The 13785-nt window shown below is 50.5% G+C and carries 13 protein-coding genes and 1 riboswitch; of the genes, 5 read left to right on the plus strand and 8 right to left on the minus strand.

Annotated elements, in window-relative coordinates; translation table 11 throughout:
• Nucleotides 1-48: 48 nt before the first annotated feature.
• From HNR75_RS10960 to HNR75_RS10970, 3 genes are all read right to left on the minus strand, one after another.
• Nucleotides 49-2136, minus strand: coding sequence for an Ig-like domain-containing protein (locus tag HNR75_RS10960; protein ID WP_188027011.1), 2088 nt, complete (start codon nt 2134-2136; stop codon nt 49-51).
• Nucleotides 2137-2200: 64 nt separating this feature from the next.
• Nucleotides 2201-2287: riboswitch (cyclic di-GMP riboswitch) on the minus strand.
• A 195-nt stretch (nt 2288-2482) separates the two neighbouring features.
• Complete coding sequence (locus tag HNR75_RS10965) at nt 2483-3094, minus strand: metal-dependent hydrolase (RefSeq protein ID WP_188027012.1); 612 nt, start codon at nt 3092-3094, stop codon at nt 2483-2485.
• 102 nt (nt 3095-3196) lie between these two features.
• A complete protein-coding gene (locus tag HNR75_RS10970; protein WP_188027013.1) occupies nt 3197-3418 on the minus strand; it encodes a hypothetical protein in 222 nt (73 codons plus the stop codon).
• Between the two features lie 312 nt (nt 3419-3730).
• Between HNR75_RS10970 and HNR75_RS10975 the strand changes: the two genes are divergently transcribed.
• Complete coding sequence (locus HNR75_RS10975; protein ID WP_188027014.1) at nt 3731-4774, plus strand: DUF4382 domain-containing protein; 1044 nt, start codon at nt 3731-3733, stop codon at nt 4772-4774.
• A gap of 59 nt (nt 4775-4833) precedes the next feature.
• Here the strand turns inward: HNR75_RS10975 and HNR75_RS10980 are convergent, their stop codons facing one another.
• The 5 genes from HNR75_RS10980 to rnm form a co-directional block, all read right to left on the minus strand.
• Nucleotides 4834-5286, minus strand: a complete 453-nt coding sequence (locus HNR75_RS10980) for a GAF domain-containing protein (protein WP_188027015.1) — start codon at nt 5284-5286, stop codon at nt 4834-4836.
• Between the two features lie 236 nt (nt 5287-5522).
• The gene (gene queC, locus HNR75_RS10985; protein ID WP_188027016.1) at nt 5523-6221 is read right to left on the minus strand and encodes a 7-cyano-7-deazaguanine synthase QueC; all 699 of its coding nucleotides are present in this window, start codon (nt 6219-6221) and stop codon (nt 5523-5525) included.
• Nucleotides 6222-6224: 3 nt separating this feature from the next.
• On the minus strand, nt 6225-7289 hold the full coding sequence (gene rluB / locus HNR75_RS10990) for a 23S rRNA pseudouridine(2605) synthase RluB (protein ID WP_188027017.1): 1065 nt from the start codon (nt 7287-7289) through the stop codon (nt 6225-6227).
• Between the two features lie 12 nt (nt 7290-7301).
• Nucleotides 7302-7922, minus strand: coding sequence for an L-threonylcarbamoyladenylate synthase (locus HNR75_RS10995; protein WP_188027018.1), 621 nt, complete (start codon nt 7920-7922; stop codon nt 7302-7304).
• Nucleotides 7919-8782, minus strand: a complete 864-nt coding sequence (rnm, locus tag HNR75_RS11000; RefSeq protein WP_188027019.1) for an RNase RNM — start codon at nt 8780-8782, stop codon at nt 7919-7921. The genes HNR75_RS10995 and rnm overlap by 4 nt, the downstream gene beginning before the upstream one ends.
• A gap of 378 nt (nt 8783-9160) precedes the next feature.
• Here rnm and HNR75_RS11005 point away from each other — a divergent pair, with 378 nt between their 5' ends.
• The 4 genes from HNR75_RS11005 to trpCF are packed head-to-tail and all read left to right on the plus strand — an operon-like array spanning nt 9161 to nt 13781.
• Nucleotides 9161-10789: an anthranilate synthase component 1 gene (locus tag HNR75_RS11005; RefSeq protein ID WP_188027020.1), complete on the plus strand. Its 1629-nt coding sequence runs from the start codon at nt 9161-9163 to the stop codon at nt 10787-10789.
• Complete coding sequence (locus HNR75_RS11010; protein WP_188027021.1) at nt 10782-11387, plus strand: aminodeoxychorismate/anthranilate synthase component II; 606 nt, start codon at nt 10782-10784, stop codon at nt 11385-11387. Before HNR75_RS11005 ends, HNR75_RS11010 begins: the two co-directional genes overlap by 8 nt.
• Entirely contained in the window at nt 11384-12394 is a 1011-nt protein-coding gene (gene trpD / locus HNR75_RS11015) for an anthranilate phosphoribosyltransferase (protein WP_188027022.1), read from the plus strand. Before HNR75_RS11010 ends, trpD begins: the two co-directional genes overlap by 4 nt.
• A gap of 4 nt (nt 12395-12398) precedes the next feature.
• Complete coding sequence (gene trpCF, locus HNR75_RS11020; protein WP_188027023.1) at nt 12399-13781, plus strand: bifunctional indole-3-glycerol-phosphate synthase TrpC/phosphoribosylanthranilate isomerase TrpF; 1383 nt, start codon at nt 12399-12401, stop codon at nt 13779-13781.
• Nucleotides 13782-13785 lie beyond the last annotated feature (4 nt).

A 13785-nucleotide genomic window follows, 5' to 3' on the forward strand; every position in this document is an offset into this window, starting at 1 on the left:
ACACGTATGAGAAGGCGGGCGATGTAAATCATCGCCCGTTACCATTTGCTATTTACGGCCTTTGGTACTCGTAGATGAAGCCGCTACCAGACTAATATTAACAGTAGCCGTCGCTGTTGACTGACCATCTGAAATGCTATAGCTAAAACTGTCACTCCCCTTAAAGCTCTTGGCCGGTACATAGTTGATTGAGCCATCAGTATTCAGACTCACACTTCCCTTGCTTCCCTGGCTAAATGAAACCACCCTGATAACACTGCCCTCAGGATCGTAGTCATTAGACAGCACAGGAATAGTGACTGCGCCTAGCGTTGTCATAGAGACATTGTCATTTATAGCAACAGGAGCCAGATTAGCCTTGGCAACGGAGTAGCTGGTACTGGTTGTTGTAAGAGCACTGCCATTAGCTGCAGAAATATTAATTGTGTAACCACCTTCTATAGCTGTAGATGCTGAAGTTACCGTCAAACGTGCCTTACCGGTAGTACCAGGACTGAGTTGCAGCGAAGCTGTATCAAAACTACCTGTCCAGCCACTTGGCACAACTGAAGATAAATCGATGGAAGCTGCAGGACATTGACTGCTATCCTGGTTGCTGACAGTTATGTCATAGCTAACACTGGTACCCGCAGCAACACTGCCACTCTGCAGCGGAGCAATACTCACAGCAGGTTTAGCCGGAATACATGTCTGTGAGCCGAAATTAACACTTATGCCGGCTGCAGAACCATCAGTCCAGTCAGCGGAGATAGTGACACCAGAAACAGGGTCGGTATAACTGCTACCCACAGGTAAAGCCGGATCTAACCAGTCGGTAAAACCATAAAGATCTCTGAACGGTGTAGCCAGGTTCATATGCAGCAAATTACTGCTGTTAGGTACATTGTCTTCAACCAGATGAATAACAACGCCGTTGGTCACATCCTTACGGTAAAGACGGTATGACCGTTTACTGAGAAAGCTATCGAAACCAACGGATTGACGGTACTCCACATAGAACCAGGTTTGGTTGCCTGTCAGCGGATTGATACCCCGGGGAACCTTGATAGCCTTGGCTGCGTTGTCTGCGGTTTCATAAACGCCCACGACATAGTTACCATCTGCCGATACTGTTGTCACCGGAGTGGCGGCATTTTGTCCGAGCCAGCCTAATCGTGATTTCTGAAAGGCATTGAAATGCCCAAAATCCGGGTTTCCCATGGTGTCATAGCTATCACCATATTCAACCGTTGAACAAGTATTGCCTAAAGTTTCTCCCTGGCAATCCAGCGCATGGGCATGATAAAGGCCGAAATTATGTCCCATTTCATGCGCAATATTGTCTGCTGTAAATTGACCATTAATATAACTACGTGACGGCAGACCGCCGACAGTCGCCATACCGGAAACATTACAGGATGTCTGGGTGAACAGATAGACAATACGCGTATAAGAGGAAAGGTTGATGCCGGCAGCAGTCGCCGCCTGATCAGCCGCATTACCTGCCGCATACATATCGCAGACTGTGTTAGATAATGGTAGTGTAAACCACCCCTGTACATCGCCAGCCAATGTGGTTTTCTGGTAGGAGTTTTCATAGAAGAAGTCACTGACCTGGCCAAAGATCAGCGAACGGGCCTGCTCAGTAGTCAGCGGTTGCTCCGTCGGGTTTTCCTGGAAGTTCGCCATCAATACCAGCGTGCGCTGTTCACCGGTGGTATTAGCCAGCACACCGGGTGTGCCACCATTACTTCCACCATCGGTAGTAGCCCCAGCAGCCAGAGTCAGGATACTGCCAGCATCCTGGTCGATACTGCCATCATCCTTTTGCGAGCCATGAACGCGAACTCTGGCGCCCGTAGCGATGGACGATGATACATTTTTTTGATTCAGATGCAGCTCATGGCGCTGGCCGTCATCAGTTACCAGAAAATGGCGTAACCGGGCGTGTTTATCAGCCCCGTCTTCATAAATCGCTTCATAGGTACCGTCTGTGACACTGTTCGCTACAGCGACATCATTACGAGACTCAGGCGCAGTCTGAGCAGAAACACTACCGACACTCAGCGCAATAGCAGACATCGCGGTCAGAATAAACCGAATGGCCCGTGCGGACAGGCCTGGGCTCTTGGCCGTAGAAGCCGGAACAGATCTCATTTTTTAGGTACCTTCAAGTAAAAAATCTCGAAAGCGCCCAAAAAAGACGTCAGTACACAGCTCCTTCGGTAGCCCAGCTGTCCTGATGAGAATTCAAAAGGACCTGTGGCTTTGCGTACATCCGGTTACCCGGAGTTTGCCGTTTCGGGAGCGCTTTCGATGGTGAACGGATCAAAATGCGACCCTCTCAGTTAGCATGACACCGCATCAAATGTGACCAACACAAACAACATGAGTGGCCATTCATGACGTCCGTATCATGCGAAATTGTGACGATGCTAACAAAGCTTTTGGGAAAGGGTAAAGGCAAAAAACGATCTTTTTTTAACCTGTTTTTGCCTGAATTTTATAACTTATTGAATAATGAACTATACTTAAAAGTTAAGCTTCCGATAACCGGACCAATTGTTTTTGCGTACAGTTCAACACAAATAGTGAATATAGGACCTGCCCGGCTCATCAGGTCGAACGAGGGGTAAAAATGAGTCAGGCCCTGTATGACGATTGCGCCAACAAGCAGGTTAAATACCAGGTACTCACCCGCTCCCGCCACCTGCATACGTAACGGATTCAGACTGATCTTTTGTTTTAACGGCCAGAACAGGGCAACACCGTTAGTACCTATCAGCATATCTCCGATAATGTGACTGAAATAGCCAATACAGATTGCATCAGCCCAGGTATGCCATTGCGGAGAAGATGTCAGGACAGAATACAGCAGAATAACCGCGAGCAGACTGTGTGTAATAGTCCGGTGCCCCAGCATTGAATGTAATGGTTTACTTAGCAGCGGGATTAAACGACCAAACGAGCTTTGGGGAGAGTCAAGATCGGGCTGTAACGCCCCCAGCATACTCAGAACACTCGCCGTAACTATGTTATCAACAGAACCTGGCACATAGGTATCGACCATCAGCACACTGAATACTGCAAACGCCTGATGCGTCTTTGCCATCATAACAACTACAACTTAAATAATGTATTTATATACAGTTGTTTATAATAACATTACTTCATCTCTGCGTCAGCTACCGCATTCTGAATGTGTTTCACCACGGTTTTAATCTTCCGGCTTTTGAATATCCTCGTTCCCGGACAGAACACTTGCTTCTATTTCTTTAAAAATAATCCGGTATAACGCGCCGAAAGTATCCGGATCCGCTCCTTTCTCCGCCTCAGCTTCAAGACGTCGCAAAGCGTGTGTCGCATTTTCAGAGGTCTGGATAGAAATAAGATAATCAAGAGCGAGTCTTGCGATTTCCAGTTTGTCCAGATTAGACATAACCAACTCCCGGATTACGAATGATATCTATCCAAACTTTAGTCTTATCTGGTTAATAAATCACTATTTTTACTATTTCCGGATCTTTCCCCTCAGCCTGGATAGCTGCCATTCTGAAATAACGTCAAATAAATCGTTTTTGTAACATTTATCAGATGAATTGACACACTTATGACAAATATCTCGTTATAAATTGCAGTGCTATAATTTGTAAGTCTCTGTCTTTTGTTTCTCTGATTACCACAGAAACGTAAAGTCAGGTTAAAATGAATCCTCTATTTATTAAAAAACCTCATACGGGAGTTATCAATAATGAAATATCAATCTGGTTATGCATTTACTCTGCTGCTGTTGCTGGCTGGTTGCGGCGGTGGCGGCGGCTCATCCTCTGATTCAGGAACAACCCAGTTGAATCTGGCTGTTTCTGATGCGCCGGTTGATTCGGCACAGCAGGTTTGTATCGCTGTCAGTGGTCTGAGTCTGAAACAGGAAGGTGTGACCGATGAAAAAACATGGGGTCCACTGAGCTTAATCGACACGGACGACAACGATGGATGTTTACCTGACGGCTATACCATTCCGACTGACGAAAATGGTCATCCGACGTTTTTCTATCTTGACCTGCTGCAATACCAGAACGGCGCTAAACATGCGCTGCTGAGCGGTGCGGTGATTCCTAGCGGTCACTATGAGCAGTTACGCTTACAGGTTGAAGATGGCCGCACCTCTTATCTCGACGTAACAACAGGGGCAGATCCTAAGTATCCTGCTTCATACGTTAAAGATGCAGACGGTAATATCCTGCCTTTAGAAGTACCTAGCAGCGAAGTTAAACTTCACTCCTTTACTGCACCGGTCGCAGGTGTACTGGATTATCAGGTGGAATTTAACCTGCGTCATGCCATGGTGTTGCCTGGTCATGAAACATATTACAAGCTGAAACCGAATGGTGTAGACCTGATTGATGTGGACGTACTGAGCACCATTTCAGGTACTGTCGATGCCACTAATACCGCCAACTGTAATGGCGACCTGAGCAAGGCGGGTGTGTATGCTTATAACAGCACCGCAGATGTCACAGCTCTTCAGGGCATTGATTACGACACAGACCATAACGGCCCTGTTCTCTCCACCCTGGTATCTCATGATGTGACAACCGACGTCTACAGCTATCAGATCAACTACGTTGAGGCTGGTTCTTATAAGCTGGCGTTAGTCTGTAATGCGTCAGATGACTTCCTGACAGAAGCTGGCAATGCAAGCGGATATGCGCTTGTAGTGGCAGATCCGGTTAAAGATGTTCAGGTTCAGGATCCTGCAGTCAGCGGAACAACAACCGTCACTGAAAACTTCTAATCTGAATCGCAATTAGTTAGTTTCATAGACACAGACCAGCTTTAAAGCTGGTCTGTTTTTTACCAGTTCAGGCCTTCCAGCACTTTTACAACTGCTTCCATTTCCTGCTGCACCTCAACAGTAAATCGGGCATGTTTCGGGCTGTCGATATCCAGCACAGCCACCACGTTATCGTTGACGATAACCGGCACCACCAATTCCGAATTACTCGCACTATCACAGGCGATATGCCCCGGGAAGGCATGCACATCGTCAATCCGCTGCGTAGCCTTCGTTGCTGCCGCAGTGCCGCAAACACCGCGACCAACCGGAATGCGGATACAGGCTACTTTGCCCTGAAACGGGCCGAGTACCAGTTCGCCGTCACGCATGATGTAAAAACCAACCCAGTTGATATCTGCCAGATAGTCATTCAGCAGCGCACTGACATTCGATAAATTGGCGATCAGATCCGGTTCACCACTCACTAATCCCGCGACTTGCTGAACAATTTCGCCTTCTAATTGCTGCATAATGTATCTACCTTAAGAAAAAACGACGACAAATCATATACCCAAACAGCTTGGAGTTGCAGGTAGGCGGCAAGCGAATGAGACCCCATGAACATAGATAAACTATGTGATTGGGGCGAGTGAACGCAGCCAACACCGCTGCAACTTCAAGCGGGAAGGGTATAACGTCTGAAAAAGAAGAAGCCAGCCCTCTTCTGCAGAGAACTGGCTTCTTTAATCTGATTTCCAACGAAATATCAGTTTAATTTACTGTTTAATGCGGCCATCACAGCATCAGGTGCCTGCTGATAATCATGCAACCCTTTCGCACGCAGTTTGCAGGACGGACACTCGCCACAGCCATCACCGATAATGCCGTTATAGCAGGTCAGGGTTTTCTGGCGCACATAATCCAGACGGCCGATCTTATCCGCCAGCGCCCAGGTTTCCGCTTTGTTCAGCCACATCAGCGGCGTATCAAAACGGATGTTTTTCTCCATCCCCAGCACGCAGGCTTTATTCAGCGCTTTGACGAACTCGTCGCGGCAATCCGGATAACCGGAGAAATCCGTCTCGCAGACACCGGTGATCACCGTCTCGGCACCCACCTGATAGGCATAAATTGCAGCCAGAGTCAGGAACAGTATATTACGGCCCGGCACAAAGGTATTCGGCAAGCCATTTTCCTGCAGCTCATTGCTGACCGGAATGGCATCGCGTGTCAGTGCCGACACCGCCAGCTCATTCAGCAGACCGACATCCAGCACCTTATGCGCAGCCAGATTCAGATCAGTGGCGATTTGTTTCGCCACCTCAATCTCCAGCGCATGACGCTGACCATAATCAAAGGTAATCGCGTGCACTTCATCGTACTGCTGCACGGCATACAGCAGGCAGGTAGTGCTATCCTGCCCACCACTGAATACCACGACCGCTTTACGTTTAGTCTGACTCATGGCTTAACGACCTGCTTTGTTGCCCTGGCGGCTACCAACACGCTGACGATTACCGGCCGGACGCGCCTTTTTACGCGGTGCATCGTCATGCAGACGCTGACGGGCATTTTCCCAGCCTTTGGCATCATCACGCTCACGGGTGATTGCCGGGGCTGCGCGTTGCACTTTTGGCCGAGCAGTCGCTGGTGCTGACACGGCGGTTTCTGCATCGGCATTATCGCCCTGCAACACCACCCGCTCACGGTGACGACGTACCGCACGGCGGATCTGCGCAGCCTGTTTGAACTGGCTCTTACGATCATCCACCGCAAACACTTTACTGCGTTCTTCCGGCGGCAGACCCACCAGCTTACGCAGATAGTTAACCTGCGGCAGTTGCAGTTCTACCCAACCACCGCGTGGCAGCGTTTTTTCCAGCTTGATGTCACCGTAACGGACACGCATCAGACGGCTGACCTGCACATCCAGTGATTCCCATAAACGGCGCACTTCGCGGTTACGACCTTCACACAGGGTCACGTTGAACCACTGGTTCAGACCTTCACCACCCATGGCGACGATCTTGTCAAACTTCGCCGGACCATCTTCCAGCTGCACACCATGACGCAGTTTCTGCAACATGCCTTCGGTCACTTCACCGAACACACGCACCGCGTATTCACGTTCCACCTCATGGCTTGGATGCATCAGACGGTTCGCCAGTTCACCATCGGTCGTGAACAGCAGCAGACCGGAGGTGTTCACGTCCAGACGACCGACCGCCACCCAGCGAGAATCCTTGATCCGTGGCAGACGTTCGAACACCGTCGGACGACCTTCCGGATCGTGACGGGTACACATTTCGCCTTCCGGCTTGTGATACGCCAGCACACGGCAAATGACATCATTGACCGTTGGAACGGCGATCTGGTGGCCATCCACCCGGATAATATCTTTTGCTTCAACACGATCACCCAGTGTGGCGACTTTGCCGTTCACACTGACACGACCTTCACTAATCACTGTCTCCATCTCACGACGGGAACCAACACCCGCTCGAGCCAGTACTTTTTGCAGTTTTTCGCTCATGCTTTGCCTCAATCATTCAAACGGTACCGGATCACCGGCACCGAAGCGTACTACTTTAGGCTCATCTTCTGAAAAATCGATCACGGTCGTCGGCTGTTCGCCTTGCGTACCGCCATCGATGATCAGATCAACGACTTTTTCCAGCTGTTCACGGATCACTTCCGGATCAGCTTCTGCCAGCGCCTGACCGGGCAGGATCAGGGTGCTGGACATTAATGGTTCACCCAGCTCTTCAATCAGAGCCCGGGCAATCTTATTGGTCGGAACACGGATACCAATGGTTTTCTTTTTCTCGTTCATCAGGCGACGCGGCACTTCTTTGGTCGCTTTCAGAATAAAAGTATAGGCGCCCGGCGTATTATTTTTGATTAACCGGAATGCGGCATTATCTACCCGGGCATATTCCGACAATTCGGAAAGATCGCTGCACAGCAAGGTGAAGTTATGTTCCCCTTCCAGATGACGGATACGGCAGATCCGTTCCAGCGCATTTTTCTCGCCAATCATGCAGCCCAGCGCATAACCGGAATCAGTCGGGTAAACGATAACCCCACCCTGACGCAGAATACCGACCGCCTGATTAATCAGACGTGTTTGTGGATTAACCGGATGAACAACAAAATACTGACTCATAATTCCTCCCCTGTTGGGACGTCAGGAAATGCAGAAAATGCATGCCAGACGGGGTCGACATCCTTGGGTAACCATAGGTTTTTACCTAACTCGACCCAAGGTAGCGGTGCGTGAAAATCTGAGCCAACAGATGCCATCAAACCATAATCCCGGCAATACTGACCCAAGGTTGACCGCTCGTGCGGACTTTGCTGACATAAACTCACTTCGATGGCATCGCCACCCGCTTCCTTAAATAATACCAGAAGACGTTTCAGCCACTTAGCAGAAAGTTTATATCGCTCCGGATGTGCCAGCACCGCTTTGCCACCAGCGGCATGAATCACAGCAACAACCTCTGCGATTGAAGCCCAGTTATGCGGCACATACGCACGGGCGCCCCGCGCCAGATAACGATCAAACGCATTCTGCATCGACTTGCAGTGCTGTTGTTCCACCAGATAGCGGGCAAAGTGAGCACGGGTCAGCATGCCCTCACCCGCCAGCGCCAATGCGCCTTCATAGCAGCCAGGGATTCGGTTTTTCTCCAGACGCCGCCCCAGCTCCATGCCACGTTCAGTTCTTGCCTGTTCCTGGCAGGCCAGTAAAGCGGTCAGCACTTCATTATGAATATCAATATCAAGCCCGACGACATGCACTTCGATGGCATCCCAGGTACAGGAAATCTCGACACCCGGCACCAGAAACAACGGCAAACTGTTTTCATGAATGGCTGTTCGTGCCAGTTCGATACCAGCCACCGTGTCATGGTCGGTCAGGGCGAGCACATCCACCTCTTTTTCAACGGCGCGGGCAACCAGCTCAGCCGGTGACAGCTTGCCATCAGAGCAGGTGGAATGGCTGTGTAAATCTATTCGCATTCATGTTCTCGTGGTTCAATCGTAAAAGGAGCTTGACAACGAGTCGTCAATATAGTTTAACTGTAACCACTTTAACTGAACTTGGATTTTGAAAATGACCTTCAACCAGACCCAAACCTTTCGTTGGTGGTGGCACACTCCTTAAAGCGGGTGTGGGGTTTCGGCTATTTTCAAAAAATAAAGCAGACAGAATTCCCAAAAAGGCCCGCTAGCATAGCGGGTCTTTTTTTTATACGCAAAAAATTACAGGGACGATCAAATGATTCAGCGACACAAGCAAACATGGCGATGGCAAAAGATCTGATTAACGCACGGTTAACCATGAATTTTTGTCTAAAGGAGTAATGCCATGAAATTATCAATTGCGGGAGTACAACAATGAGCCCATCTCTCCCAACCGGACAACGCATCACATTGCGTGAAAAAGCCCACTATGTCGCTGATCCATTAGAACTGTTTACCCAACTGACTGAACCCGCTGACAACAGCCTGCTGCTGGAATCTGCCGAGATCGACACCAAAACCGGTACCCAGAGCATGCTGCTGATCGATGCCTGTGTCCGCATGGTTTGCCAGGGGCATGTGGTCACCGCCACCGCGCTGAACAGTAACGGGGAAGCCGTACTGAATCTGCTGACCAACACCCTGCCTGATACCGTCACCAAACAACGCGAAGCCAACCAGTTACAACTGACATTCCCTGAAATTACCGGTATTCAGGACGAAGACAGTCGTCTGAAAGCACTCTCGGTATTAGACAGTCTGCGCACACTGCTGACCCACAGTATTGATGCCGATGCGGTTAATCTGTTCCTCGGTGGTATCTTTGCTTACGATCTGATTGCCAATTTTGAGCGTCTGCCGGAAGTAGCTGACAGCGAAAACACCTGTCCGGATTTCTGCTTCTATGTCGCGGAAACGCTGATCCATATCGATCATATCCATAAGACCACTCATCTGCAGGCCGCCCTGTTTGGTGGTGAATCCGGCGCGCATGAGCTGCCACGTCTGCAACACCGTCTGGGCAGCCTGAAAGAGTACTGCAACCATTTCCGTCCGAGTGCGCTTTCCAAAAAAGAAGCGCTGCCATCACAGCTGAATGTGGATAAAAGCGATAAAGCCTACTGTGCCGATGTTGAAAAACTGAAAGGCAACATCCGGAAAGGTGACATCTTCCAAGTAGTGCCATCCCGCTGCTTTAGTCTGCCTTGCCCGCAACCCCTGATTGCTTACCGCGAACTGAAACGCACCAATCCAAGCCCTTATATGTTCTATATGAACGATCAGGATTTCACACTGTTCGGTGCCTCACCGGAAAGCGCGGTGAAATTCGAGCATAAGAGCCGTCAGGTAGAGATGTACCCGATTGCCGGTACCCGTCGTCGTGGTCTGAATGCCGATGGCTCGGTTAACCTGGATCTGGATGGTCGTTTAGAGCTGGAACTGCGTCAGGATACCAAAGAAACCGCTGAACATATGATGCTGGTGGATCTGGCGCGTAATGATATTGCCCGCATCAGTGAACCAGGCAGCCGCTATGTTAAAGATCTGCTGAAAGTCGATCGCTACAGCCATGTGATGCATCTGGTTTCCCGCGTAGTCGGCACGCTGCGTCATGATCTGGATGCGCTGCACGCTTATCAGGCCTGCATGAACATGGGTACGCTGACTGGCGCACCGAAAATCCGCGCTTCCGAGCTGATCCGCGAAGTAGAACAAAAACGCCGGGGCAGCTATGGTGGAGCCGTTGGTTATCTGAACAGCGATGGCGATATGGATACCTGTATCGTGATCCGCTCCGCTTTCGTGAAAAACGGCATTGCCTATGTGCAGGCCGGAGCCGGTGTGGTGTTTGATTCCAAACCACAGGCTGAAGCCGATGAGACCCGCGGTAAAGCGGCTGCTGTACTGAATGCGATTGCTCTGGCACACGGCACCACGCTGGCCGAAATCACCGCGCAGGCAACGCAGGCCGCACAGGTAAACAAGGAGACAGTCCATGCTTAATACCATTTTCCTGCTGGATAACTTCGACTCGTTTACCTATAACCTGGTGGATCAGTTCCGCAGCCTCGGCCATACCGTCAAAATTTACCGTAACAATCTCCCGGCACAGCAGATCTACGATCAAATCATGGCAAGCAGCGATAATCCGGTGCTGGTGCTCTCCCCTGGTCCGGGTGCTCCGCATGAAGCAGGCTGCATGATCGAACTGATCGGCCTATGCCGTGGCAAGGTGCCTATTATCGGTATTTGTCTCGGTCACCAGGCGATCTGCGAATATTATGGTGGAACTGTCGGTTCTGCCGGCGAATTTGTACACGGCAAGGTGTCTAAAATCGAACATAGCGGCCAGGACATGTTTGCCGGTATGAATCAGCCGTTACCGGTGGCGCGTTATCATTCTCTGGTCGCCACCTCTGTACCGGATGAACTGGAAGTGATCGCCCGCTATCAGGAAATGCCGATGGCAGTGCTGCACCGCGCTGACCGTGTACTGGGCTTTCAGTTCCATCCCGAATCGATTATGACCACCGATGGCGCTAAACTGCTGACACAAAGCCTGGCCTTTATTACATCTACAGACACGGAGGTTTGTAAATGACTGTTTCTCTCGAAGGTTTATACCGGGGTGAGTCGCTCACCGCTGAACAGACCGAACAACTGTTCGGGGAATTATTACGTGGCGAGATGGATCCGATCGTTCTTTCCTCACTGCTCACCGCGATGAAAGTAAAAGGCGAAAGCCCGTCGGAAATCGAAGGGGCTGCCCGTGCCCTGATTGCGGCAGCCAAACCGTTCCCTCGCCCGGATTATGAGTTCTGCGATATCGTTGGTACCGGTGGCGACGGCCTGTACACCATCAATATTTCCTCAACGGCCGCCATTGTTGGTGCCACCTGCGGTATTAAAGTTGCCAAGCACGGCAACCGCAGTGTTTCCTCCAAAACCGGTTCATCCGATTTACTGGAAAAACTGGGTATCAAACTGGATATGAGCCCGGAAACAGCGCGTCGTTGTCTGGATGAAGCCAACATCTGCTTCCTTTTTGCACCGCATTATCACAGCGGTATGCGTTTTGCGGCGCCGGTCCGCCAGGCACTGAAAACCCGTACCATTTTCAACGTACTCGGTCCGCTGATTAACCCGGCCCGTCCAACCTATCAGCTGATGGGTGTGTATTCTCCCGAGTTGCTGGAACCCATTGCTGAAACCTTGCAGGCGCTGGGTCTAAAGAAAGGGATGGTGGCATACGGTAGCGGTCTGGATGAAATCGCTGTCCATGGTGAGACACAGGTCGCCGAGATCAACGACGGGAAAATCCGCTATTACACCCTGACCCCGAATGATTTCGGTCTGAAATATTACACGCTGGAATCCATCCAGGGCGGAACTCCGGATGAAAACCGGAAAATCACCGAAGCATTACTGGCCGGGAAAGGGACCGACGCTCAGCAAACCGCGATTGCGATTAACCTGGCACCCTTGCTGATGATGGGCGGTCTGGTTGATAACCTGGAACAGGGTGCAGAAATGGCCATGGAAACCCTGCGTAGCGGCGACGCATTGGATAAAGTCCATCAGCTCGCTGCATTGAGTCACAAGGAGTAACAGGATGTTGTTTAATCAGGCACTCGCCTCGACCGTGCTGGGTAAAATTGTTGCTGATAAAGAGAGCTGGATTGCAGCCCGCAAAGCCGCGCAACCGCTGGACACTTTTCAGAACACGTTAGTGCCAAGTGATCGCAGCTTTGTAAATGCGCTGCGTGGCAAAACGGCCTTTATTCTGGAGTGTAAAAAAGCATCTCCGTCCAAAGGGCTCATCCGTGAAGATTTTTCGCCATCGGCGATCGCGAAAATCTACGGCAACTATGCTTCCGCGATTTCCGTGCTGACGGATGAGAAATACTTCCAGGGCGATTTTGCTTTCCTGCCACAGGTGCGCAAAGAAGTTTCCGTTCCGGTATTGTGCAAAGATTTCATCATCGACCCTTATCAGATCTATCTGGCGCGTCATCATCAGGCCGATGCCGTTCTGCTGATGCTGTCAGTATTGAATGATGAGCAGTACCGCGAGCTGGCCGCCGTTGCCAAATCACTGAATATGGGTGTTCTGACTGAAGCCATCAGCGAAGAGGAAATCAATCGCGCTATCGCCTTAGGCGCTGAAGTGATTGGCATCAACAACCGCGACCTGCGCGATCTGAAAATCGATCTGAACCGCACTCGCGAGCTGGCTCCATTGGTGCCGAAAGATCGCGTGGTGATCTGCGAATCCGGCATCTATCATCATGCCCAGGTCAAAGATCTGGCACACTATGCCAATGGCTTCTTGGTCGGCAGCTCGCTGATGGAAGAGGCCGATGTTGACATGGCCTGCCGCAAACTGATCCTGGGACAGAACAAAGTCTGTGGCCTGACCCGGCCGGAAGATGCCAAAGCGGCTTACGCTGCCGGTGCTGTCTTCGGCGGATTAATCTTTGTTGAAGGCAGTCCACGCTGCGTTTCCGTGGCACAGGCCGGTGCCATTGCCGATGCCGCGCCGCTGAATTATGTTGGTGTATTCCGCAATGCCAGCAAAGAAACTATCCAGTCTGTGGTGGAAACATTGGAATTGACCGCTGTGCAATTACATGGCGATGAATCCGAAAGTTTTATCAAGCAGTTGCGTCCACTCATCCCCGGCTGCCAGATCTGGAAAGCCGTAGCGGTGACTGATGAGCTGCCGGATCTGAATTACACCGTCGACCGTATTTTACTCGACACTAAAGTGGGTAATCAGAGCGGTGGTACCGGACAGCGCTTTGACTGGTCTCTGCTGACTAATCTGTCCAAAGAAAAACTGATGCTGGCCGGCGGAATCAATCCGGACAATATTGCCGAAGCCGTTAAAGTTGGCTGTCTCGGTATTGATTTGAATTCAGGCGTAGAAAGTGCACCCGGCGTCAAAGACGCTGACAAAATCCAGCGTGCTTTCGCAGCACTGCGTAATTACTGATTTT

It is taken from the genome of Tolumonas osonensis, from assembly GCF_014202415.1.
GTDB lineage: Bacteria > Pseudomonadota > Gammaproteobacteria > Enterobacterales > Aeromonadaceae > Tolumonas > Tolumonas osonensis.

Coding starts and splice junctions, on each gene's coding strand:
- trpCF (WP_188027023.1), top strand. CDS start 12,399: ATGTTGTTTAATCAGGCACTCGCCTCGACCGTGCTGGGTAAAATTGTT.
- queC (WP_188027016.1), bottom strand. CDS start 6,221: ATGAGTCAGACTAAACGTAAAGCGGTCGTGGTATTCAGTGGTGGGCAG.
- HNR75_RS10960 (WP_188027011.1), bottom strand. CDS start 2,136: ATGAGATCTGTTCCGGCTTCTACGGCCAAGAGCCCAGGCCTGTCCGCA.
- rnm (WP_188027019.1), bottom strand. CDS start 8,782: ATGCGAATAGATTTACACAGCCATTCCACCTGCTCTGATGGCAAGCTG.
- HNR75_RS10970 (WP_188027013.1), bottom strand. CDS start 3,418: ATGTCTAATCTGGACAAACTGGAAATCGCAAGACTCGCTCTTGATTAT.
- rluB (WP_188027017.1), bottom strand. CDS start 7,289: ATGAGCGAAAAACTGCAAAAAGTACTGGCTCGAGCGGGTGTTGGTTCC.
- HNR75_RS10995 (WP_188027018.1), bottom strand. CDS start 7,922: ATGAGTCAGTATTTTGTTGTTCATCCGGTTAATCCACAAACACGTCTG.
- HNR75_RS10980 (WP_188027015.1), bottom strand. CDS start 5,286: ATGCAGCAATTAGAAGGCGAAATTGTTCAGCAAGTCGCGGGATTAGTG.
- HNR75_RS10965 (WP_188027012.1), bottom strand. CDS start 3,094: ATGATGGCAAAGACGCATCAGGCGTTTGCAGTATTCAGTGTGCTGATG.
- HNR75_RS11010 (WP_188027021.1), top strand. CDS start 10,782: ATGCTTAATACCATTTTCCTGCTGGATAACTTCGACTCGTTTACCTAT.
- trpD (WP_188027022.1), top strand. CDS start 11,384: ATGACTGTTTCTCTCGAAGGTTTATACCGGGGTGAGTCGCTCACCGCT.
- HNR75_RS11005 (WP_188027020.1), top strand. CDS start 9,161: ATGAGCCCATCTCTCCCAACCGGACAACGCATCACATTGCGTGAAAAA.
- HNR75_RS10975 (WP_188027014.1), top strand. CDS start 3,731: ATGAAATATCAATCTGGTTATGCATTTACTCTGCTGCTGTTGCTGGCT.